Here is a 23,710-nt window from a genome sequence, read left to right on the forward strand (position 1 = left end):
TTCCAACTTTGCAGAAACAGGACACTTTAACTTTGCGGCTACATACATTGTGGCGGGGAAGTTGGAATGTCCGTTTGTGTGCAAAGTAGAAGTGTCACTTTGGGCGCGTCTTCAGCTATTTAGAAATGCGACACTCGGCATGTCCACTTGCGCTGAGGCAAGCCCCCGACCAGACCGGCTGGACCCGGTTGCAAGGGAAGGGAGGGGGCGGGTGAGATGCTCCCTTCGGCTTTAGCTTTGACAGTTGGAGCAGCCAGTCATTCCGCCGCATCGAGGTCAGAGAGTGCTTGTCGCCGTCGGGCAATGACGGCGGGATCGTTCATGAAATCCGTCTTCCGACCCGGCTTGCGGCCCCGCGGCGTGTAGCCATTCTTCTCGCTGTTGGTCCTGACCTTGGGCGCCGGCAGTTGCTCCTGACGCTCCTTGATATAGGCCAGGACATCGCCGAGCCGCTTGTTCTCGGTGATCGCCGCATGCGTCACCCGCTGGTCCTGGTCGAACGTCTTGTAGGGCAGGGAATGACCTTTCCAGCGCACGTCCAGCCGGCCATCGGCATAGGCATAGGTCTCGACATAGCGGCCAACCAGGCCACGCGTCACATCACTCTCTTCCAGCATGATCCGCTGGCGCTCGAACGAGAACGTCAACTGCGCCCCGACATAGCGCTGCTCGCGCTTGCACAGGATCTCGCTGAGCCGGTCCGGCGCCAGATTCAGTGGCCGATGCAGGTCTTCCGACCGGGCAGGGGCAATCGCAAAGCGGGCATTGTAGTCTTCCATGAAGCCAGGCAAAAACGCATTGCCTGCCGCCATGCCGGAAATCCCCGCCAGCCGCAGTTCCTTGACCAGTCGATCCTGCAACGTCCGGTTCATCCGCTCGACACGACCCTTCGCCTGGCTCGAATTTGCGCAAAGAATCTCGATGTTTAGCTCACAAAGCGCCCGCCCGAACTGGGTCATGCCCTGGCCACCCTTGGCCTCCTTCTTCGCCACCCGGAACACCGAATGCTTGTCGGAGTAGAAAGCCACAGGCGCGCCGTGATCGCGCAGGTAAAGCGCCAGCGCCTCGAAATAGCTGAAGGCGCTTTCCGAGCGCACGAACCGCAACTGCATCAGCTTGCCCGTCGCATCGTCGACGAACACCAGCAGCGAGCATGGATCACCGCGGTCCTCGAACCAGCGATGCTCGGACCCGTCAATCTGCACCAACTCGCCATAGGCTTCACGCCGCAAGCGCGGCTGATGAAACGTCCGCCGCTGCTTGCGCGAGAGCCACAGGCCCGCATCCACCATCCAGCTGCGCAACGTCTCACGCGACACCCGCAACCCATCGCGCTCGGCAAGCTTCTCGGCCGCCAAGGTTGGTCCGAAGTCTGCATAGCGTTCGCGAACCAACGTCACGGCGTAATCCCGAACACCGTCGCTGATCCGGTTGTTCGACGGTCGGCCGATCGCTTTGTGCCGGATCGACGCCGCACCACCCGTGTTGATCCGCTCCAGCAGACGACGCACCTGGCGCGTACTCAGATCAAGCACATGTGCCGCCGACACCATCGTCATCCGGCCGGCGATCACTTTCGATAGAATCTCGATCCGCTGCAGATCACGCTCGCTCATCGCAATCAGTCCCATCCGCAATCTCCCAGGTCATCAAACAAGGGGAGAGTGACATTCCAACTTTGCAGAAACAGGACACTTTAACTTTGCGGCTACATACATGTATCGCATAAGATAGATTATGGAACATGCAGCCTAATGAAATAGCCTCTCAGACCGCCGAAGATGCGGCTATCGCCGATTGGCATTACGATTTAGATATCAATGTGTTCGATGGCGAAGTTACGACTTCGGTAGAGTATGAATTCGAGATTTCCCGATGTACAATTGTCGAGATGTCTTGCCTGAGGCTGCGCGTCCAATTCGGCATTACACACATCAGGTTTGATTGAGAACAGTCAGCATGCCTCCGAAATCGATCAAGGAACCCTTCTCTTGCAAGAGCACAATCCGGGACTCCACCAGTTCCTTTAACTGACTACTCGTTGACTTGAACCCAAGCCCGCGCGCGACCGCATTCACCGCCTGATCTACGGTGGCCCCGAGGCTCGTTCTGATGACTGTGATAAGCCCTTCGTCAATTTCCATCGGCGGCAGCATTTCGATCCGACGCAGGCTGAGAGACGTGACGCCGCTACGATCTCTGAGCGTGATGTCCTTGTCCGGCCAAAGCAGAAACTCTCCGTCGCGCACGATCTCCTGAGAATTCTGGGCGATCGTGATCGCCGCGCCGACATGGGCATCGATCCGGTTTCCCGCCCGCTGAAGACCCCAGGCCGACCTGATGCGGGTGACGACCTCGTCCTGATGCACTGGTCCTTCTGCTCCGACCGTTTGCTTTACCAGCGCGATCACCACGCCGATCGGCGCTTCGTGAAGTTCGCCTACGATATTCGGTCGCAGCACGGCCTCCTGATACAAGGTTGCGCTCGAAATTTCGTCGACGATAACCGGCTGCAGACCAATCTCTGTAACGTCCGCACGTTCGATAGTGACGACCTCGACCGGTACCGCTCGCCTCGACAGGTGTTCCTCTGTTCCCGACCTGACGTCGGCCTTGGCCCGCTCGATGGCGGCAACGAGGCGTTCAAGTTCCGCTTTGGGCCTTTGGAACCAGTCTGCACTCCAGATGCGATAGATATTCCAGCCATGATCCTCGAGGACCGCCTGTCGAAGCCGGTCTCGGTCACGAGCCGAACGCGAGTCATGGTATGCGGCGCCGTCGCATTCGATCCCCAGAATATATCTGCCCGGTATCTGCTCGTCGGCCACCGCCAGATCTATGAAGAACCCGGCGATTCCAACCTGCGGATGGACCTGATAGCCCCTCTCCTTAAGCGCAGCCATGACCTGTTCTTCAAAGACGCTGTCCATCCCACGGTCGGTGCGCTGGGTCATCGAAAGCCTGCCCGTCCGAGCGTAATGGAGAAACAGTTTGAATGCGAAGACGCCTTTGCCTTTTCCACGTTCGAGATCGATGTCCTCGTCGGTGATCGAAGCGTATACCTCGCAGCGCCGCTTCGCGCGGCTGATAAGAACATTGAGACGACGTTCGCCTCCCTCGGCTCCCAACGGCCCGAAGCGCATGCTCATTGGCGCGCCACTTGGCCCCTTGGCATAGGCGACGGAAATGAGGATGACGTCGCGCTCGTCGCCCTGAACGTTTTCAAGGTTCTTGATGAAGAAAGGCTCGCTCGGATGCGAGTGGAAGAACTCCTCGGTTTCTGGGTTGAGGCGTCGCAGCAGTTCCAACTGGTCCTGGATCTCTCGACGCTGCTTGATGGAGAATGCCGCGACGCCGAGCGACAGGCTCGGCGATTGAAGCGCATGCCGTATGATCGCTTCGGCGACGACCTTAGCCTCTACCTTGTTGACGCCATCCTCGAAGACGCCGCCAGGCACATGCTGAAAGCGGAGGCCCATGCCCGCCTCGGCCGTATAAGGACTCGGTACAATGAAGAGCTTGTTATCATAGAACTGGCTGTTTGAGACCGCGATCAGAGACTGATGGCGGCTTCGGTAGTGCCATCGGAGCATCTTTTCCGGAAGGCCTCGGGCGGAAAAGAGTCCCAGGATACTTTCAATATCTGACACCTGAGCGCCGTCCTGGGCGTCGTCGTCATCCGACGTGCTGGAGGTCATTTTCGAGAAGAAACGGGTCGGCGGCAACTGACGCTCGTCCCCAACCACGACCACCTGTTTAGCGCGGGCTACCGCTCCCAACGCGTCTACCGGCTGAATTTGACTGGCTTCGTCCATGACGAGGAGATCGAACCGCAGAAGACCGGGCGGCAGGAACTGTGCTATGGAAAGCGGGCTCATCATGAAGACTGGCTTAAGGGCCTGTATCGCTACGGACGCGCGCTGCATGAGCTGGCGGATCGGCATGTGACCGCGACGGCGCGCCATCTCTCCCCTAAGGACTCCGACAGGACCGATCCCACTGACGGCAGGAATTCGTTTGTGGTGAGCGCGGACGACCTCAAGACGGGATAGCGCCATTCTGCTCCGGTCCAATGTCGCGAATTCGTTCACGAGTCGCCCGTGCACCTCGCCGTCGAAACGAGATAATTCGGGGTCGGCGGAATGCTGATGTCTGAGGATCCCTTCGTAGATCGCCATCTCCACATATGGCACGACGTCATCCGGCTTCACCCGCCCATCTTCGAGGCGTTCAACAACAAGACCGACGCCGGCGTTCGCAGCGTCTTCCGCTCTTCCGCGATAGGCGGCCCATTTGGATAGGTGCTCCTCGGTCTCGACCCATTTCGCGAGCTTTTGCGCGACCGTCGCAAGCTCCGTCTGTCCGATTTCGTGCGCGCCGAACACAATCGACACATCCGCCTTCAGGAAGCCGAGCAAAGCTTGGAGATCGTGTTGAAGGATCGCTCCTCTCGCCAATGCATCGCGAGCTTTCACAGCCACCGCGGGGCGGTCGGATACGCGCGAGCTTAGCAGGCGGATGTCGGAGTTGTGTGAAATCCACTCAGTCGTGCGAGACAGCAGCGACCAGTCCGACTCCGTCCCCTTCCAAAGCGGACCGAAGGAAGCCCGGCCGAGGGAGTCCAGCCGCTCCAGCGTGGATTTCAGGCCGCGCGCCAATGCGAGCAGCTTCAATAGCGCAAGACGGTGTGCGTTGGTTTCCGGAACAGAGCGGACCAGCGTCAGGAAGACCTTGTGGGCATCGGCGATTTCGCGGGCGAATTGCGATGTCTGTGTAAGCGAGACGCCATCTGGGCCTGGAGCGTCCGAAAACAAAACTGACGCCTTCTCACCAAGATCCTTCCATAGACTGAGCAGAAGACGTCGCGACTCGTCCAGCAGCGCCCTCACCTGCTCACAACGGCCCGCTACCGACGTCCTGTCGGAGAGACGGCCGGCTATCAACCGTGCTTCGACACCGACACCGCGCAGGCTTCGCATCCAAAGTACGAGGTTTTCAAGCGGCTTCGGGTCCGACTTTTCTCCGCGCCAGTCCGCTCCGAAAGCAGATCTGCCGAGGCTGTCGCCGTCCTTGATCGCAGCGCGGGCGCTCTTGCCCTTCTGGAGAAGATCAAGGATTCGAACAGTTTCGTCGGGCGAAGTCTCGTTGGGCATCACGCTGCGCAGAAGCGCCTTTGCCTTGCGCCACTCACCGCTCATGAACCTGAAGAGACGCTTGCCATGGACGGCGACCGCTGCCCGCACCTGCATAAGGTCGATATCCCAGGCCTGCTCAGAGATCTTGCCTTCAAGCTCGGCACGAATACGCCGAAAGTCTCCCACGGCCTCAGCGAGATCGGAGGCCTGGTCAAGGCCTCGTTCCCAGATGGCGGCAACGAAGGCGTCGGGGCTCGCGTCCGGGGCTTCGGCTACGCGCTGTCCGATGACGATGAGCCGATCAATCGATGCCAAGGTCGGAGAAGCATTGACGCCGAGCAGGGTACGCAACGCGCCCGCGCCCGCCAGGAAGCGCGGCAGCACAGACGCAAGCTGTTCGATCGTGGCAAACCCGCTTTGTGAGAAGTCTGCAGAAAGACGGACGAATTGCGTGGCAATCGGCTCCGGATCAGATTCCCATGCGGACGGCGTCATGCGGGCCGCGACTTCGGCCGCGTATGTCGAGAATTCGGCGCCGCCAACGACAAGATCGCGTACCCGATCCAGTTCGGTCGCCCATGCGTCGTTTGCCAATGCCTCCGAAGATATCTCCGAAGGACACGAGGCGACCCTTTCCGCGGTCGACGCGATGTCCATAAAGTTTGCCAGCGAGTGAGGCGATGATAGTTCGAGCGTCTGCGATACGTCATCCATCTGGCTGCGCAATTCAGCCAGTTCCGTGGCCGCCGTTTTCAATCTCGTCGTCAGACGTTCAAGATCGAGCGGGGTAACTCCGGTAAGCCCGACGCCGTACCACGGATGGTGCTTTGGCAGGCCGATGTCCTCGATGCGTTCAGCAAGTTCCGTCAGCAGCGCCTTCGCCCGCTCGCGCACCTCCGGCGTCCAGTCCGCAGCAACCGGCAGATCGATATCCGATGGAGCCATGCCCTCGCGACGCAGCCTTGCAAGGTGTCCCATGACTTGGAACGGGGAAAGCGAGTAGGGTTGATACACGCGGTGAATGCGTGCCGGATGGGCGTTAAGTAAATCGCGTGCGTCCGTGAGGCGCTGGTCGAGCGCACTGCCGGATTCCCCTTTGGGCGTGCCGAGCTCCCAAGTATGCTGCAGCTCTGCGAGGACGGCGCGCTTGTTCGCCTTGTTACTATGGAGTTCGAGGCAGGCTTCACCGACGCTCGCCTGGTCAAGGCGTCGTTTCACGACCTCGAGCGCCGCCATCTTTTCGGCTACGAACAGCACCGTCTTGCCGTCGGCGACCGCCGACGCGATAATGTTGGCGATTGTCTGGGATTTTCCCGTGCCCGGCGGGCCTTGAATGACGAGGTCCCTCCCTCGCCTGACTTCGTGGATCGCGGCCGTCTGCGAACTGTCGGCATCGACGATATGCGTCATCTCGGAAGGCGAAATGTGCTCGTCGATCTTGACGTCCTCGCCAAGCAGCTGTTCGCCGCCCTCGAAGCCATCGGAAACCAAACCGATGATGAGTGGCAGCTCGGTGAACTTGGCATCCTTAGGCCAGAGCGTGGGATCAAGGTCTCTGTACATGAGGAATTTGGCGAAGCTGAAGAAACCGAGCACGATGTCGTCGGGTTGGACGGACCAGTTTGGCTTCATCGAGATGCACGCCGCCACCTTCGCGGCGTAGTCCTCGAATGTGAAGTCGTCGCTCGCCTCGAACGCCGGCATTGAGATCTGATGGACACGGTCGAGAAAGGCCTCGAGGGAGAGGTTTGAAGCGAGGTCCTCCTGGCGCGCTCGAAGCTTGAAGCGCTCGGCTGCGCTGCCACGCTCCAACGACACCGGCACGAGGATGAGCGGTGCGTAGCGGACGTTCTCCGCATTGTTGGGATCGATCCACTTCAGAGTGCCCAGCCCGAGGAACAGGATATTCACCCCCTGCTCTTCCTCTAATGTCCGGGCATCGAAGTAAAGGTCCAGCAGACGCTTCTGGAGAGCATTTGGCGTCATGCGGGTCTGGAGCTTGGTGTCGCCATGACGGACAAGCCGACCGTCGCCGTCGCGCTCATCATCGTCCGGGAGCGCGAGTTCGATCAGTTCGTCACCGTCGCCGTCATCCTTGGATTCCCGCCCCTTCGCCCCCGCCAGGAAAGTCATGGTCCTTCCATCGGTCACAAGGATCCGAAACACTTCGGACGACTTCTCGTCGACAACGTCGATGGTTTTCGCACTTTTCGAAAAGCGGGGAACGTTCAAAAGGCGGTTGCGCGCAGAAAGGTCAAGTAGTTCGGTTCTGGCCTTTTCGATCTTGGCTTCTACGGACAGATTACTTTGAAAGATGGACGTTTCATTCTGCTCAGATGCGCCGTCTGCCATGTCGATCATATTCTCGCTCCCTGCTAACCTTTAGATGCAGTAAATCGATCAATCAGTCTAGCAGGACGTGTAGTCATGTTAGGTCAGTTGGCTCTTCCCGGAGAGCGATTCGTGCGGCCGGTGCCGCCGGTTGGCAGCAATGTTCGGGCGGCGAACGACATTGGAATGGACTCCCGGACGCTCCCTGCTGGCGCTGGCGGCGCGCAGTATGGGCGGAACCGCTGATGCGGCGAGCCGCCAGGAGGCCGCTCTCGGAAGTTTGAGACCAGACCTATGTGTTGCTTTGACGGGATTTGATGGAAAGCAAGCACGTGGGGCTCGCCGCGGCTATTCCTCAAGTGTCGAGATGACTTTCGATGGTCTTTGCAGCTCCGAGGCGGCGGCGGTTGCCGCTGCATCGGCGGGACCGCCGGAAACATGAACGGTCGGCGTTGCAAACTGGATGCCTTTTTCCGCGAATGTCTTCTTGAGCATGGCAAGGGCCTTTCGGCGAACGCCGAACTGTTCGCCGGGTTTGGTCATAAACTTCAGCCGTATCTGCACACCATAATCGGCCATCTGCTCGATCCCTTGCATTTTCAAGGGCTCGATGATGTTAGGCCCGAGTTCGGCATCCTCCAGAAGCTCAACGCCGATGCGCTTGATGGTCTTGCGGACCTCCTCGAGGTCGCTGTCATAGTTCAGGGTGAGCGTAATGATGTCGATGACCCAGTCACGGCTGAGGTTTTGCACCGCGCCGAGTTCGCCGAAGGGAACGATGGTGACCGGGCCGCGGTGATGGCGCAAGCGGATCGATCGCAGCGAGAAACCTTCGACCGTCCCCTTATATTTCGCCGCCTGGATGTATTCGCCGATGCGAAAGGCATCGTCGAACAGATAAAAGACGCCGGAGATGATGTCCTTGACGAGTGTTTGGGCACCGAAGCCGACGGCTATGCCGACGACCCCGGCGCCCGCCAGCAGCGGTCCGATCTGAATGCCAACGGCATCCAGGATCATCAGGAAGCCGACAGCGCCGATCGCCAGAAACAGCACATTGCGAAGAATGGGAAGGAGGGTATTCAACCGCTGACGCCGGCGTGCGTCGGGTCCCTCCTGATGCCCCGCCTGCACGCTTCGCGACGCCACCGCCATCTGACTGTCGATCAACGTGCTTGCGAGCTTCCAGATAACGTCGGTCACCAGCAGCACGATAACGATGCGGATTCCTGCGCGGATCAAACGCGTGGTCACCGTTTCGGCTGCGGCGAGATCACTGAGATTGACATTCCACGCGCGGGCAATGAGCAGCGCGGCGACCACGATGAGGCCGTTCCGCAGCGTTTGCATGATGACAACAGACCATCCGACGATGGCCGGATCCTCGACCGCCTGCCCCTCCCCGGATTGAATAATGCGCCGAATGATATCACGAGCCACCGCAACGGTAAGAGGCAGAAGCGTAATGATGACCACCGTCCAGAATGCCCCGTGGAGCCCGGACACCCATAACAGCCACGATACTATGATGCTCGCGCTGAAGCCGACACAGACCAGCCGGCTCACCGGCGGCCCGTCGGAACGAAAGTGCCGCAGCCAGATCATAACGATCAGAGCGATTGAAACGACACCGAGCCATGCTGCGGTAAAGAGGTCGACCAAGATGGGTGAAGCCCCGATCGTCCCGATCACTTCAATAGCGGCCCAGCCAGCCGCCAGCACAGCGACGATTCCGAGGAGCCAGTAGTACCAGAACCAGGCAAGTGAGGTGACCAACGTCAGAAGCCGCATATGCGGCAGGCGGGCGCCTGGTGCGATGACAATACGGCCCACGAGCACGCCAAGGCGCACCATGAGCGCCGCTGATAGCAGGATGAGGGCGATATCGCGAAACACGGCAGGCCATGGAAAGAGGATAAACGCGCCGAGACTTCCGATCAGGTAACCGACCAACGCCAGAAGACCCATTGAAAGCCGGGCGGCGTGGAGCCTGATCCGCTGCCGGACTGTGTCGGCAGGCGCGTTCAGCACGAAATGGAGCAGCCCTCGCCCTGACCACCAGGCAAGGCGCTGCGCAACGAACCCGCCTGCGACGAAGAGTATGACCGCCAAGATCAGGCCGACCGGTTCGATACGATCATCCGTTTGGAAGACCCGGATCGCCGACTGGATCTGCCCGGGAAGGGTCGGAACGGCACCGACGAGTGTGAGCAACCTCTGGCGCAAATCCTGTAGTGACGTTGCAATCGACGTCGGTGCCGCCTCTTGCGAGACTGCTACCGGCTGCGCCGGTTCCTGATTGCCCGGAACGATCCGATTAACCAGCGCTCGTCCGGAATCATCATTCGGCAATTCGATAATAACCCGGATCGGCGCCGAGGAATTGGTCGGCTCAGCCGCCGATGCGGGGTTTGCACTCGCCAGCAGAAGCGTTGAAAATACCACCGTCAGGAATGCGCACACTCCTCGGCGGGGATGACGGTCGTCGTTGATGCGCATATAGCCGTGGTCCCCGCGACGGTGTCGTCGCTTTTGCTGGGTTGGTCGAAACTTCGGACTTTGTGAAGCGTTGCACGACCAACGTCAATCGACGAACCCGTCTGGCGGACGCAGACTGCGAACCAAGGGCCGGACGGCTTTAAGACCGCAAGCTTCTGAAGGCCTCCCTGATCTCCTGACTGAAGAGTTCTGGCTCCTCCCAGGCGGCAAAGTGACCACCCTTGGAAGCGCGATTGTAGTAGATGAGCGTCGGATAGGCTTTCGACAGCCAATGCCTTGGCGGCTTGTAGACCTCGCCGGGGAACACTGTGACGGCGACCGGGACTTTGACGGCCGTAAGCTTGGCGCCCGACATGACGTTTTCCCAATAGATCCGACCGCTGGAGGGGCCGGTATTCGTCAGCCAGTACAGCGTGATGTTGTCGAGGATCGCATCCTCGCCAAGAGCCTGTTCGGGATCGCCGCGTGTATACACCCAGTCGGCGATCTTGTCGTAAAGCCAGGCGGCGAGGCCGACTGGAGAATCCGAAATGCCGTAACCGATCGTCTCCGGCCGTGTGCTCATGATCGCTGCGTAGCCGAAGCCGTTGTTGAGGAAGTCCCGAGCCTCGTCGAAGACGACCTTCTCATCCTGAGACAAGCTATCGGGAGCTGGCCGTCATTTTTGAGAGCCTGCGCTGCGTCCGCTGGAAACGTCGTGGCGCGTTCGACCCTGTTGACGTGGATTGCGAGCAGCCCATCCGGCGCCTGGCGACCCAAGGCGTCGCTGATGATCGCGCCCCAGTCGCCGCCTTGCGAGACATAGCGGTCATAGTTCAGTCGCTTCATCAGCACGTCCCAGGCAGCCGCTATCCGCTGGGGGTTCCAACCTGTTGCTGGTGGTTTGCCGGAGAAGCCGAATCCTGGAATCGAAGGGATCACCAGATGGAAGGCATCCTCAGCCGTGCCGCCATGCGCCGTCGGATCCGTGAGCGGCCCGATGACATTAAGCAGCTCGAAGACCGAACCTGGCCAACCGTGGGTCATGATCAGCGGCAGCGCGTTTTCATGACGGGAACGGACATGGATGAAATGGATGTCCAGTCCGTCGACAGTGGTGAGAAACTGCGGAAATGTGTTCAATCTGCTCTCCGCCTTCCGCCAGTCGTAGGACGACTGCCAGCAGCGCACCAGTTCCTTCAGCCTGTCGGGCTGCACCCCCTGCGAGCGATCCATGACGGTTTCGCCGTCGGGCCACCGGGTCGCGGCAAGACGCCGCCTGAGGTCTGTAAGCGCCGCCTCGGAGACATCAACCTTGAACGGTCGGATCTCCTCGGACGCGACAACGACATCAGCGGCGTCGGACGCGCGCGGAAGGAGAACAGCGGTTATGCCGGCCGCGGCAAAGCCTGACAGCAGCGAGCGGCGCGATACGTCGCGGTGTTTCAAAACGTTCAGCATTGCCATGATGCCGTGTCCTTTCGTGATATCGAGGAGGGGAAAACGATGGCCCTGCCCCGCTTCAATGCCGAAAACGTCAGGCAGCGTCGGCGCCGGAACGAAAGATCAGAAACTTGTTGCCTTCCGGATCGCGAAAATATGCGCAGTAAGGACCCGCACCGTTCTCGCCACGCGGACCAGGAGCCCCTTCGTCCGAGCCGCCCCCTGCCAATGCCGTTGCATGGGCTTCGTCGACCTTTGAACGGGACGGAGCTTCGAAAGCAACCATTCCACCGTTGCCGACGGTGGCAGGGCGGCCATCGAACGGCTTGATGATGCCGAATTCGAGCGTGCGATGACCGTAGTAGATGGCTCGGTTAGGCTGGACGAGGACTCGTCCGATCCCGAACACGGCCAGAAGTCTGTCGTAGAATACCGACGCGGCATCCAGATCATTCGTGCCGACAGTGGCGTGGCCAGGGAGGCTGCGGACCTTGTCGGGGTCGGCTGCCAGCTGTCTGCTTTGGGTAATGTCGTTCATATCAGTTCTTCCTTATATTGTCGCGGCCGACGCTCTGCCTTCCGCACGCAAACGCCAACGAGCTGTCTCAAATCGGCGGCTGGTGAATATTTGGGCGGGTCGACGGCCGGCCGGCACCTCGGGAAAGTGAGAGGCACCCTCTCGTTCAGATGTCAGCCTTGGGCAGCGGGTTGCAGCGCTGCCGCCGTCGAGAGGGTTCCTCTCGCTTTCTCCGGCTACCGCGAGCTGACGCCGTGCCCAATTATTTGTGGAGACAGCCGGCTCTTTGGGCTTTGGCTGATCGTCGTTCAGAAAGGACATCCTATGTCTAGGGACAAAACCGTAAATGCTGCCTCAGTCGCGACAACTCCGTCTTCCCACACGCCTGAAGCCTTCGCTTTTACGCAAGCCGCGCGCGACGCCGTCGGCTTCATCGAGATCAATGAGATCCTGACGCTGAGGAGGATGGTTGTCCGCACCGCCTCTCCAAAAGGTACCGTGCTTTTCCTGCATGGATTTCCGGAAACACTGACGGTGTGGAAGGACATCGCGACAACGCTTGCTCTCGACTACGACGTCCATGCCTTCGATTGGCCGGGCTACGGGCAGTCGTCGCGCCCGGCTTCGGGACGGTTTTCCTATGCGCCGAGGGCGTACGCCCAGGTGTTGAAGGCCTATATCGAACGGGCAGGCATCGATCGGTCGAACCTCTTGATCTACGCGACTGACATCGGTGCCCTGCCCGTCCTGCTGCTTGCTCTCGACGAGCCGACGATCGCCAGGCAGATCATCGTCGGAGACTTCGCGCCGTTCGATCGGCCGCAATACATGTGGGAGAACCTGCAGAACCTCAAAGCCGAGCCGACCGCTTCGCCGACCCGTGCCTACATGAACACGACGAGCGACGAGATCCTCGAGAACGTGCACAGGCGCGGCCTCTCACCCGCTGAACAATTCGATCTGCCGATCGACATCCAGCAGGACATGACCCGTTCGTGGAGCCTTGACGGGATGACTTCAGCGGATGCCTTCGCTCATTACTACGCGAATTTCACCCGCGATCAGCACTATCTCGAGGCCAACCTCACCCGGCTGAAGACGCCCGTGAAGGTGATCTGGGGCGAGAAGGACATCTATATCAGCAGCGAGATGGGCATCGAGTTCGCTGGCAAGATCGGTGCACAACTCGACGTCCTGCCAGGCATCGGCCACTTTCCGCATCTTCAGACTTCGAAACAAACGGTTGAAGAAATCCGTACATCATTCAGATAATGTTCGATTATTTTTGCTGACTTTCCGCAGTCGTGGCAATGCCCAGTCGACGAAAGCCCGTACCTTCAACGCGAGAAGCCCCTGGCGCGCGTAGGCGATATGAATGGGTTTGGGTGGGCCGTCGAAATCGCTGAGGATGGGAACGAGCGTGCCGGACGCCAGCTCGTCAGGAACCTGATAGTCGAATAGCCGCGCAATCCCCGCCCCGCCGACGGCCGCCGCAACACAGTTCGCCGCGGTATTCACCTCCAGCCGGTTGCGGGGCACCGCCTCCATCGGCGTGCCGTCGACATCAAACGTCCAGAAGAATGTTCGCTTGTTGAAGATGATCCCGTCTCGATCGATGAGATCGCCGGGACGCTCGGGTGTGCCATGCCGCTGGAGATAGGCGGGGCTCGCGCAGGTCAGTAGGCGGAATTCACCAATCTTGACGGCATGGAGGGCGCTGTCGGCGAGCTCGCCGAGACGGATCGCGATATCCACCTGCTCGGACACGAGATCGACCGTGCGGTCGAGCGACAGAAGGTTCAGCGATACCTCGGGATATTTGTCCATAAAGCTCAGCGCAACGGGCAGGACGTAGCGGCTGCCGTATTCGATCGGCATCGTGATCGTCAGCACGCCTCTGGGCGTTTGGTATTCCCCGGACGCCCTTCGCTCGGCCTCCTCAAGATCCGCCATGATCTTTCGTGCGGCGTCGACATAGTCACGCCCGGCGTCGGTGAGCTGAAGATTGCGGCTGGTGCGGACGATGAGGTTCGCCCCAAGATGTCGTTCAAGTTCCGCCACCTTACGGCTGACGCTGGGCAATGGCGCGTTGAGCTTCCTGCTGCCGGCCGAGATGCTTCCGGCGTCGACGACCGCCAGCAATATGCGCATTGCTTCGAGACGATCCATCGGACACCGCCAGTAAGATACCACTTCTGTTTTATTGTTCGAGCGCCGCGGCTGCCACACCGGTCTCAGACAAATTTCCGCTTCAGCACAGCTTCAGGCTCGGCACTAGTCAAGCAGCTTCCGTATGGCCATGATCCCTTTTGCAGCATCCGACCAGGATTGACGCCAGATCAAAATGCCGACGCTGAGGATGGTGGCAACAGCGAAGGGAATTGGCCCGAGAAACCAGAAGGCCGCTGCAAAGGTGAAGTAGTAAGATCGGACACCGACGCTGAACGATCGAAGTGCAGGGTTCAAAACCAGGGTCAGGGCGTTCGTCCAACCGGCGATGTCCCTGTCTTCATCCCGGGATGGGCTGGCCCCAATCGCCGCCAGACAGTAGTTGATCTGCCGGACCGCCCAGATGAAATCGGATAATCCCCGCAGCAGCGTCGCCATGATCAGGAGGACTTTGCACTGGAAAAACCACGCTGGGTCCCGAGCCGCAAACATTGCGATCAGCCCGCCACCCGACCCATAGTTCGGCTCCATGAACAGCGCGCCGCTGAGCCCGACGATGACGATGAGATTGGCGGAGCCGAAGAAGGATGCCGAATTGATCGTGTGCCCGAGGATCGCGGCGTCGCCAATGAAGTTGTTGTCACGCGTCAGAACCTCGCGCATCCAGGCTGTGCGAATGCGCACCATATCGACGGAAAGGCTATCGTTCCTTCTCGGCCATCCCGCTGCCATCAAAGGCTCGACCGCCACCCAGACGAGAAGGAAGAAAACGATCGCTGCGACGTTCAGAAAATCCATGGTGCCCCCGAACTGAATCTGGATTTTCTGAACAGTACTTCGGGCTCACGGCAGCTCCAAGCGTCTATCGCCGCCCTCCCCTTCGGATCGACAGGCCTATGTTCGGACGTTCCATGGTCCGTCGCAGACCGCCGCGAGGTAACGGGACATAGTCGCAGCCCGAAGCCGGATGTGCTCGATCGCCTGCTGCGGCGTCACGGCCAGGAAGCCGACATGGTCGCGGGGGCGTAGCTGGACGAAGGCGTCCAGATCCGAATCCACCACCGTGGCGATCTTGGGATACCCTCCGGTCGTCTGGTGGTCGGCCAGCAGAATGGTGGGAACACCGTCTCCGGCCACCTGCACCGAGCCCCGCACGATCGCTTCCGACGGCATGTCCAGCGCAACGCTTGGCGCAAGCGACGGACCTTGTAGGCGTACGCCCATGCGGTCGTAGGCGTCACTCAGGCGGAAAGGCGACGAAAGGAAATTCGACAGGGTTTCTTTCGAGAAGAACCGATCCTGTGGACCGATCACCACACGCAGCTCGGATCGCGGTCTTGCGATGACTGGACATGTGATCGGACCATGTCGATCATCCCGCACTTCCGGATCGGCGACGGTGACCATCTGACCGGCCGTAAGGCGCCCACCGCCGAGACCGGAGAGACTGTGCGTCGACATGCTGCCTAGCCAGGTCTTCGCCTCGATATGACCGACGAAGGCCAGATATGTCCAGCTTCCCCAGTGTCCCGGACGGATTGCCAGCCGCTCCCCGGCCCTCAGCGTGGCGACCATCCATGCGCCGCGCTTGTCGCCGGCATGCTCTACGATGAAGCCTCCTCCGGCGACGGCAAACGTAACGTCTCCCGACAGGCAGTCGAGAACCAGGCCGCCCATGGAGACTTCGATTGCGGGCTGACCGGCAGGATTGCCGACGGCGACGTTAGCGGCGGCAAACGAGATCCTATCCATCGGACCAGAGGCCGGAACGCCGTAACGCATCAATCCGTGGCGTCCTCCGTCCTGGACCGCGACGTGAGGACCCGCGAAGTTGATTGCAAGGACGGCTTGGCTCATGCAAGGCACCTCGCGTCGAATTCGGTCCTCGATATGCGGCGGAAACGCACCGTGTCGCCGACGTCGAAAAGGAACGGACGGTCGTTGGACGCGGCATCGAGGATCTTCGTCGGCGAGCGGCCGATGATCCACCAGCCGGTCGGCATGGTGAGCGTGCTGACCAGGCACTGCGGACCGGCGATTAGCACGCTTCCGGCGGCGATGCCGCGAATAGGCGCCGGCTTCCTCGGCTGCTGAATGGCTTTGGGCACGCCTGCAAGGTAAGCGTATCCCGGAGCGAAGCCGTACATGAAGACGCTGTAGTCGCCGGAGAGATGGGCGGATATAACGTCTTCCGGCGATAATCCGCTTGCCTCGGCGATGGAGGCAAGATCGGGCGCAAGATCAGGATCGTAGCAAACTTCGACTTCGCGCATCGCTCCAATCGTCTCTGGAACCTCGGCCCCCAGAAGCTCGGCAATGGCCACCTCCGTCGTCCGGTGATCGGCCATAAGCGGATCGAAGCATACGAGAATGCTGGCATAGGCCGGGACAGCTTCGACGAATCCTTCAAAGGGTGCCGCCTTCAAGGCGGCATCCAACTTGACGACCTGATCGTGGATCCGCTTATCGATGGTCGCGCCAAATTCGACGAGCAACGCGTGCCCGCCCACCGGGCGGTAGTTCGGAACGCTGCCGGACGATGCGGAGGGGTCCTGTGACACGTCAGTCGGCGCCTTCGATCAGAATGAAGTCCGCATCTGCGGCCGGCGCGCAGGTCCCATAGGCGTCCGGATCGGTAACGGTAACCTGGGCGACGAGGTTGCCTTTGGCCATCACCTGTTTTCCTGTGTCGGTTGGAGGAATGGTGCCACCTCGATGCCTGCCTTCTGCAATTCCCGGCGTACGTGGACAGCCATGGCAAGTGCTCCTGGGCTGTCCCCATGAACGCAAATCGAGTGCGCATTAAGAGGGATCGGAACGCCGTCGACCGTCGGCATGAGGCCGCTGGACAGGTATCCGATCAATCTCGCTGCCGCCTTTGCGGGATCATCGATCATCGCTCCCGGCAAGTTGCGCGGAACGAGCCGACCCGTGGATAGGTAGCCGCGGTCGGCAAAAATCTCGCTAAAGACGGTCATCCCGGCATCGCGGGCCGCATGCTGCAGCTCTGTCCCGGAGATCGCCAGTATGGCAAGTTCCGGCGAGACCGCTCGGGTTGCGCGGATGATGGCGTCGGCGACCGGCCGTTCGTCGGCCGCCCAATTGGCGAGTGCGCCGTGCGGTTTGATGTAACGGACGCGGGCGCCCGCCAGGGCTGCAGCTCCCATCAGCGCCCCTGTCTGCGTTGCGACAAGCTGCTCCACTTCCCGGATGCTCAAGGGGATCAGCCGTCGTCCGAAACCCTCGCGATCTGCAAAGCCCGGATGGGCTCCGGCGACGACACCCCGCTCGCTTGCGAGGGCAAGCGTCTCCACCATGGTCGCTGGATCCCCGGCATGCCCGCCACATGCGATGTTCGCACTGGTGACGACGTCAAGGATCGCCTTGTCATCGCCCATGCGCCAAGGTCCAAACGCCTCCCCCAGATCAGAATTGAGATCGATTTTCGTCATGATTTCCGTCAACCCTTCGCGCTGGTCTTGTCAGCTTCGTCGCATGCTGGAACGTCGAAGCCGAGGTGGAGCACACCTTCGCCGTGCGCGTCAAGAAAACGACGCTGCTGGCCGCGCGCCACGAGCATGTTTGGCGGTCTCGGCTCCAAATGTCCTTGCAGTTGCGTCGGATGGAAACGCGGCTAAGATCGGGAATGAATGGTCGACCGCCCTGTCATTGATCGAGCGCGTCGGTTTCTCTCAAGAACCGGGGGACCTAGCCACCCGGCGGCATTGGCGTGCAGACCGGGGATACGAAATGAGTCTTGTCAACAGAGCTTTGGGAACGTCCGAATTTTCCTTTACCGACGAGCCGGGCATTTTCACCTGGGAGCTGGCGACCGACAAGGTTTATGCGGATTCGGCGCTGGCAAACCTCTTTGGGCTTGATCCCGAAGAGACTCTCACGGGGCTGCCGGTCATAAGATACCTCGACCGGATTCATCCGGACGACAAGCCATCTGTCGCCAAGGCGATTTCACAATCGGTGATCACCGGAAATCCGTATCGCTGTGATTATCGGGTATTTGATCGAAGCGGGCAAATAGTCGCCGTGGCGGCCTTGGGCCGCTGCTTCAGGGATGAAGCCGGAAACCCGTCGCAATATGCGGGCATCGTATTTCCGACGAATGATCACGGGGAGAAAGACGAATTGTCCGCTCACTGCAATGCGGCACTGAAAATTGCGCGGTCATCCGGTCTGCAGACGACGGCCGATGCGCTTGAAGCGATTCTCAAAGAGCTTGCCAAGCCGATGCCTTCAGACGTCGCGCAGGTTCATTGATTCCTTCCAAAGCGTTGATTGTGCATCAGACTTTCGATGATGGCGATATTGCTGCTATCGGCAATGCGCCGCGCGCACTGCAGTTAGTGGCAAAGGACAGTGGGCATTTCGAGGCGGGTCAACAGCGATCGTGTGACCCCTCCCAAGATGAATTCGCGCAGCCTCGAATGACCGAACGCGCCGGCGACGAGCAAGTCTGCCTTGCGTTCCAGGGCTGCGCCTTGAATGACGCTGGCCGGTGAGTCTCCCTTCGCTTGCACGGCTGCGACATCGACGGCAAGACCAGCCTTCCGAAGCGCAGCCGCAAGGTGATCTCGGCTGCGCTCGTCAATCTGCTTATCATCGGTGATGGAAATCAGGACGATACGCGAAACATGTTCCAGCAAGAATCTGGAACCCGCCAGTGTTCGCGCGACAGTGGCTCCTCCATCCCAGGCGACGGCGACAGCATCGATCCGGCCGCTGAAATTATCTGGGGGGAAAAGCAGGAGCGGTCGACCGCTTTCAAACAGCACGCTCTCGATCAACGGCCTCATCAGTTCAGATGCTTCCAAAATGGAAAGATCATATGCGCGCGAGAGCTCGGCAAGAGTTTGTGCGACAAACGGCTGCCTCACATCGAATGGCTGGATTTCGAGCTCGACCTCGGCTTTTTTCGCATAATCACGGAGCGTCTGCCCGAGAACCGTACCATTGTCTCTACTCAAGCGCTCCGCCTCCACGCGCATTTTGTCTATGTCAAGGAGTGATGGAAATCGCGGCTGAACGGGTTCGATCCTGATCTGCGGTATACTTGCCGTTAAACCGGCCTGTTGGTGAAGGGAAACATCGACAGCATTCTGAAGGAGCGAGAAGGAGCTTGCGTCTGGATAGGTGGCCAGCGGTAAATGGAATTGCGCTTTCATGGCTGAAGTCCTCCTAATGGTTGGAGGTATCATAGCGTAAAGGTGTCTCCCGCGCCTTGATGAAGATCAAGGTCGTTCCACCGCGAAAGCGCGAGCGTGATATTGAACGTCCTCATGAGGAAGGAAGCGGAATTCATAGGGCGAAGCGGCAAAGATCTATGCTAAGCGATGAAGTGCGATCAGCGATTGAATATCAGCACTTCGCGGAGCAGACCCGTCCGGACGCCGCCGGGCAGCAGCTTGCGGATGAACAGCAATGGCATTTACGGCGCAGCTGCCTTCGATGAAACGGCCGGCGCGCCTGGACCCATCGGATGATGACATCATTGGTGACGACAGAAGCATTCCAGCGCCTCAGTCTGGCGCTTGCAATCGGCATTCTTGTCGGTATTGAGCGCGGCTGGCAGGATCGTGAGGCTGCTCCGGGCAAAAGAGTAGCCGGTATCCGCACCTATGGCCTGTCAAGTTTCCTCGGCGGCTTCTGCGGTTTTCTGCAGCCTCTGACAGGGCCGATTCTGCCGACAGCCATCTTTATATTCTTTTGCATCACCGTTCTCCTCTTCAGCCTCATGCAGGCGGCACAAGAAGAGGATTACAGCGCCACCGGCACCATTGCGGCCCTGGCGGTTTTTGCGTTGGGCTTTGGCGCGGTCGTGGCGGATATGACGGTAACGGCCGCAAGCGCTGTGGCCATAACGGCCCTTCTTGCAGCGCGGGAGCCGTTGCATGGATTTCTTCGCCGTTTGACCTGGCTTGAACTCAGGGCCGCTCTGATCCTTTTGACGATGACCATCGTCATCCTCCCTATCCTTCCCAATAGGCCGATTGATACTTGGCAGACAATCAATCCTTTCGAGCTTTGGATGATGACAATCCTGGTGGGAGCCGTTTCCTTTGCCGGTTATATCCTCATCAGGCTGAGCGGCGCCCGCGCCGGAATACTGCTGACGGGGGCCAGCGGCGGCATCGTTTCCTCGACGGCCTTGACGCTTTCCTTCGCCCGTCAGTCGAAGCAGATGCCTGGCCTCTCGCCACTCCTCTCAGCGGGAGCAATGCTGGCGGGAGCCGTTTCTCTCGCCCGCGTGCTTTTGATTTGCGGCGTCATAGCACCGGCAGTTTTCAGGGAGCTTGCTCCATCACTCGCTCCGGCTGCTGCCACCCTCGCCATAGCAGGCGGCTTTGCCGCATTGCTGCAACGCCCGGATGACAACACCGATTTTTCACCCCGAAACCCGCTCGAGGTGATGGTCGTGCTGCGCTTCGCACTCCTTCTCGCCGTCGTGACAGTCCTGACGCGAATGACCTTGATCGGCTTTGGAACTCAGTCGCTGATCGCCCTTGCATTTATCACAGGACTGGGCGATCTCGATGCGATAACGCTTGCTGTTGCGAAACTGTCATCCGTCCAGGTGCCTGCAGACGCGGCCGCTCGAGCCATAGCGGTCGCCGCTTTCGCCAATCTTCTTGCGAAAGCCGTTCTTGCAGCAAGTACGGGGAGCATCGCTTATACGGTTCGTTTTGCGATCGCAGGCGGTGTCGCGACCTTGGCCGGAATTGCCGGCTTGGTTTTGGCATGAGCGCATCGGTGTCTGGAACGATATTCGTCCGCATCAAGCAGTCACCATCAACTATCGTCACCGCGGTCTCGCCTCGGAGAAATGACCGGCAAATCCCGCAAGCATGGCCCCGAGTGAAAGACGCCGAACCAGCCTGGCTGCAATGAAGGTTGCGCCGATCGCCGCGGTAAGTTTCAGCCAAGGATATTCGCCGAGCTGGACATGGGCACTTGCATCGACCGATGTGGCTTTGGCTTTGAGCGCCGCTTCGGCATCCTCGCGCAGCGCGCCGATGCGGGCATTCAGCAGCCTGACCTCATGTTGCAGGGCGTTCAGGCTCTCGTCGGCCTTTTCACGCGCAGTTTGCTCAGCGGCGTCGGCGAAGGGTGGATCGCCTTCCGCGATCAGTTCGTCGGGGTCAGGCGCAAGGCCGTGGCGGTTGATGGATGATTGCATCGACGTATCCTCGAATAGGTGAGCGAGAGATGAGGCCCGGCGTTGCGGCCGGGCCTCATGATTTCAATGGTCGCGCCGGAAACCCTGGCTCTGGTGAGATCCACCTTGCGATTGGGTTTGGGACTGGTCTTGAGATTGGCGATTGGTTTCGTCCGATGACGTGGTGCCAGGCTCGGGGAAGGTATAGGCACGCACCTTGGCGCTTCCATGCGCGGTGTCCCGCATTTCCACCGGGCGCGCATCGTCAAATGCGCGCTCGGACACGGCGAGGTTTTCCGAGGCTTTGCCGCCCTGCGCCGATCCGACAAACACGGTATTGGATGCTCCTTGCTGTCTGCCCTCCAACGACCAGAGATCAGCGCGTTCATCCATGTCGATGCTCCCCCCGTCGTCCAGAATATCGTGGACGGTCTCGTAGAGCGCGTCATCAATATCATTGACCTGGACGAGGAAGCCGCCTCGTCGCAGGCCTTCTGCAAAGACCGCGCGATCCTCGTCGGGGAAGAAGAAGTCCGCCAGCGCGTCGAAGAAGCCGCTGCGGTCTTCGCTCGTTGCGCCGGCATTTTTTCCATCCGCCTCATATCCGGGCATCAGCCTTATTCTCGCAACCGGCACGCCTGCGTCCTCGAGACGGGAGACGGCGGATTCGGCCTCCGATCGGTTATCGAAAAATGCGGCAAGGCTGCTGCCGCCTGTCGGGCCTGAAAAGGCCGGGTTGGTATCGTTGTAAATGGTGCCCATGGGACTCTCCTCTCGATGTGCAGATCCAGCCGCCAATACGAAATTCGGCCGGGCGTCTGGCTTCCTGACTTGAAGAACCGGTGGCTGAGTTGAATGTTCCAAGGGAATGGCGATGCTCCGCCGTATCGCCCGCTGTTTCATTGCCGCCTGCCCATTTCGGCGCGCAGAGTCGCAAATTGCGCCGCTCGCGAAATCCCTCAGCGGTTGACGGAAAACCTTCGAGACGCTAGCACGGCTTTAATGCATTGGGGATAATTCACATGGACATCTTTACCGCGGCCGGTCTGACGGCTTTGCTGCAGGTCATCGCTATCGACCTCGTTCTCGCCGGCGACAATGCCGTGGTTATCGGTCTTGCCGCTGCCGGCCTCGAGGCCACGCAACGCCGCAAGGCGATCATCGTCGGCATTGTGGCCGCGACAGTTCTGCGTATTCTCTTTGCCAGCGTCGCGGTCTATCTGCTGGCGATCGTCGGGCTGCTGCTGGCCGGCGGCCTGCTGCTGCTCTGGGTCTGCTGGAAGATGTGGCGCGAGCTTCGCGCCGGCCATGGCGAGAACCACGAGGCGGCAGGCGCGGAAGGCGCGCCGAAAAAGACCTTCTTCCAGGCGGCAACCCAGATCGTCATCGCCGACGTCTCGATGTCGCTCGACAACGTGCTCGCCGTTGCCGGTGCAGCGCGCGAGCATCCGAGCGTACTGGTCATCGGTCTTGCCCTGTCGATCGCGCTGATGGGTATCGCCGCAAACCTGATCGCCCGCCTGCTCACCAACCATCGTTGGATCGCCTATGTCGGTCTGCTGATCATCCTCTATGTCTCGCTCGACATGATCCACCGCGGCAGCGTCGAAGTGCTGCCTTACGTGCAAGCGAGCGGGTTCAAGCTTTAAGCCTGACCTCGGTCTCGAAACTCATTTGGTCATACGCCGGCACCACATGGTCCGGCGTCTCGGCCATCACCACGTCGTAGTCGAGCGGCGTGTGCATATGGGTGAGGATCGCCTGTTTCGGCTTCAGCCGGCCGATCCAGTCGAGCGACTGTTCCAGCGACAGATGGCTCGGATGGTAGGTATATTGCAGCGCGTCGATGATCAGCACGTCGAGGTTCTGAAGCTTCTCGACGGTCTGCGGCGGGAAATCGCTGATATCGCTGCAATAAGCCACATCGCCGATCCGGAAGCCGAGCGAGTGGATGTCGCCATGCTGCTGGATATGGGGATGGAAAGCGATAGTGCCTCCGGGACCGTGAATTTCCAAGGGCGCGTCGAGGTTTTCGATGACGATCGGCAGCACGATCGGCGGGTAATTGCTGCCCGGCGGCGTTGCCAGGCAGTAGCCGAAGGCTTCCCGCAGCCTGTCCATGGTAAATTGGTCGGCAAAGATCGGCACCCGGCGGCGGGTATTGTGAAAATAGCCGCGCAGATCGTCGATGCCATGAATATGATCGGCATGCGGATGGCTGTAGAGCACGGCATCGACATGGTCGGCCCCTGACCTGATCATCTGCTCGCGAAAATCCGGCCCGGTGTCGATGACGACGGTGGTGACACCGCCATCGGGTGCGAATTGCTGCACCATGAAGGCGGCGCGCGTGCGCCGGTTCTTCGGATTGTCGGGATTGCAGGCGCCCCAGTCGCCGGTGATGCGGGGCACGCCCGGTGACGACGAACAGCCGAGAATGGTGAAACGCCGCCGGTAGAGCACGCC

Annotated in this window: 17 protein-coding genes and 1 pseudogene; 4 read left to right on the forward strand and 14 right to left on the reverse strand. The window is 60.0% G+C overall.

All coding sequences use genetic code 11. The features are described 5' to 3' along the window. Positions 1–257: 257 nt before the first annotated feature. The 5 genes and pseudogenes from AC2444_RS10010 to AC2444_RS10030 form a co-directional block, all read right to left on the reverse strand. Positions 258–1,631 (reverse strand): ISNCY family transposase, encoded by a 1,374-nt coding sequence (locus AC2444_RS10010; protein WP_487762904.1) that lies wholly within the window; start codon positions 1,629–1,631, stop codon positions 258–260. A 303-nt stretch (positions 1,632–1,934) separates the two neighbouring features. Beyond that, a complete protein-coding gene (locus AC2444_RS10015; RefSeq protein WP_012757479.1) occupies positions 1,935–7,496 on the reverse strand; it encodes a DUF3320 domain-containing protein in 5,562 nt (1,853 codons plus the stop codon). Positions 7,497–7,814: 318 nt separating this feature from the next. Then, positions 7,815–9,965, reverse strand: a complete 2,151-nt coding sequence (locus AC2444_RS10020) for a mechanosensitive ion channel family protein (protein ID WP_012757480.1) — start codon at positions 9,963–9,965, stop codon at positions 7,815–7,817. A gap of 139 nt (positions 9,966–10,104) precedes the next feature. Then, positions 10,105–11,411: pseudogene (locus tag AC2444_RS10025) on the reverse strand (epoxide hydrolase family protein). A gap of 70 nt (positions 11,412–11,481) precedes the next feature. Further along, a complete protein-coding gene (locus AC2444_RS10030) occupies positions 11,482–11,925 on the reverse strand; it encodes a VOC family protein (RefSeq protein ID WP_012757481.1) in 444 nt (147 codons plus the stop codon). A 303-nt stretch (positions 11,926–12,228) separates the two neighbouring features. Between AC2444_RS10030 and AC2444_RS10035 the strand changes: the two genes are divergently transcribed. After that, on the forward strand, positions 12,229–13,176 hold the full coding sequence (locus AC2444_RS10035; RefSeq protein WP_012757482.1) for an alpha/beta fold hydrolase: 948 nt from the start codon (positions 12,229–12,231) through the stop codon (positions 13,174–13,176). Here AC2444_RS10035 and AC2444_RS10040 read toward each other — a convergent pair. From AC2444_RS10040 to AC2444_RS10060, 5 genes are all read right to left on the reverse strand, one after another. After that, positions 13,165–14,073, reverse strand: coding sequence for a LysR family transcriptional regulator (locus AC2444_RS10040; RefSeq protein ID WP_012757483.1), 909 nt, complete (start codon positions 14,071–14,073; stop codon positions 13,165–13,167). The two genes, AC2444_RS10035 and AC2444_RS10040, sit on opposite strands and share 12 nt — an antisense overlap. A gap of 105 nt (positions 14,074–14,178) precedes the next feature. Then, positions 14,179–14,871: a DUF599 domain-containing protein gene (locus AC2444_RS10045; protein ID WP_012757484.1), complete on the reverse strand. Its 693-nt coding sequence runs from the start codon at positions 14,869–14,871 to the stop codon at positions 14,179–14,181. Between the two features lie 96 nt (positions 14,872–14,967). Next, the gene (locus AC2444_RS10050; RefSeq protein WP_041935528.1) at positions 14,968–15,939 is read right to left on the reverse strand and encodes a 5-oxoprolinase subunit C family protein; all 972 of its coding nucleotides are present in this window, start codon (positions 15,937–15,939) and stop codon (positions 14,968–14,970) included. Beyond that, entirely contained in the window at positions 15,927–16,634 is a 708-nt protein-coding gene (locus tag AC2444_RS10055; protein ID WP_012757486.1) for a 5-oxoprolinase subunit B family protein, read from the reverse strand. The genes AC2444_RS10050 and AC2444_RS10055 overlap by 13 nt, the downstream gene beginning before the upstream one ends. Before the next feature lie 111 nt (positions 16,635–16,745). Continuing rightward, positions 16,746–17,525 carry a LamB/YcsF family protein gene (locus tag AC2444_RS10060; protein WP_012757488.1) on the reverse strand — a complete coding sequence of 260 codons (780 nt, stop codon included), beginning with the start codon at positions 17,523–17,525 and terminating at the stop codon, positions 16,746–16,748. A 298-nt stretch (positions 17,526–17,823) separates the two neighbouring features. Between AC2444_RS10060 and AC2444_RS10065 the strand changes: the two genes are divergently transcribed. Further along, positions 17,824–18,348 (forward strand): PAS domain-containing protein, encoded by a 525-nt coding sequence (locus AC2444_RS10065; protein WP_012757490.1) that lies wholly within the window; start codon positions 17,824–17,826, stop codon positions 18,346–18,348. A gap of 83 nt (positions 18,349–18,431) precedes the next feature. Here the strand turns inward: AC2444_RS10065 and AC2444_RS10070 are convergent, their stop codons facing one another. Then, positions 18,432–19,253, reverse strand: coding sequence for a universal stress protein (locus AC2444_RS10070; protein ID WP_012757491.1), 822 nt, complete (start codon positions 19,251–19,253; stop codon positions 18,432–18,434). Positions 19,254–19,567: 314 nt separating this feature from the next. Here AC2444_RS10070 and AC2444_RS10075 point away from each other — a divergent pair, with 314 nt between their 5' ends. After that, on the forward strand, positions 19,568–20,830 hold the full coding sequence (locus tag AC2444_RS10075) for an MgtC/SapB family protein (protein WP_012757492.1): 1,263 nt from the start codon (positions 19,568–19,570) through the stop codon (positions 20,828–20,830). Positions 20,831–20,887: 57 nt separating this feature from the next. On the opposite strand, the gene AC2444_RS10080 is transcribed toward AC2444_RS10075, so the two are convergent. Together AC2444_RS10080 and AC2444_RS10085 are read right to left on the reverse strand one after the other, a co-directional pair. Then, positions 20,888–21,265: a hypothetical protein gene (locus AC2444_RS10080; RefSeq protein WP_012757493.1), complete on the reverse strand. Its 378-nt coding sequence runs from the start codon at positions 21,263–21,265 to the stop codon at positions 20,888–20,890. Between the two features lie 63 nt (positions 21,266–21,328). Beyond that, positions 21,329–22,006, reverse strand: coding sequence for a hypothetical protein (locus tag AC2444_RS10085; RefSeq protein ID WP_012757494.1), 678 nt, complete (start codon positions 22,004–22,006; stop codon positions 21,329–21,331). A 260-nt stretch (positions 22,007–22,266) separates the two neighbouring features. Here AC2444_RS10085 and AC2444_RS10090 point away from each other — a divergent pair, with 260 nt between their 5' ends. After that, positions 22,267–22,893 carry a TerC family protein gene (locus AC2444_RS10090; protein WP_012757495.1) on the forward strand — a complete coding sequence of 209 codons (627 nt, stop codon included), beginning with the start codon at positions 22,267–22,269 and terminating at the stop codon, positions 22,891–22,893. Here AC2444_RS10090 and AC2444_RS10095 read toward each other — a convergent pair. Beyond that, positions 22,883–23,707: an MBL fold metallo-hydrolase gene (locus tag AC2444_RS10095; protein ID WP_012757496.1), complete on the reverse strand. Its 825-nt coding sequence runs from the start codon at positions 23,705–23,707 to the stop codon at positions 22,883–22,885. The genes AC2444_RS10090 and AC2444_RS10095 overlap by 11 nt on opposite strands. Positions 23,708–23,710 lie beyond the last annotated feature (3 nt).

It is taken from the genome of Rhizobium sp. WSM1328 (genome assembly GCF_057653715.1).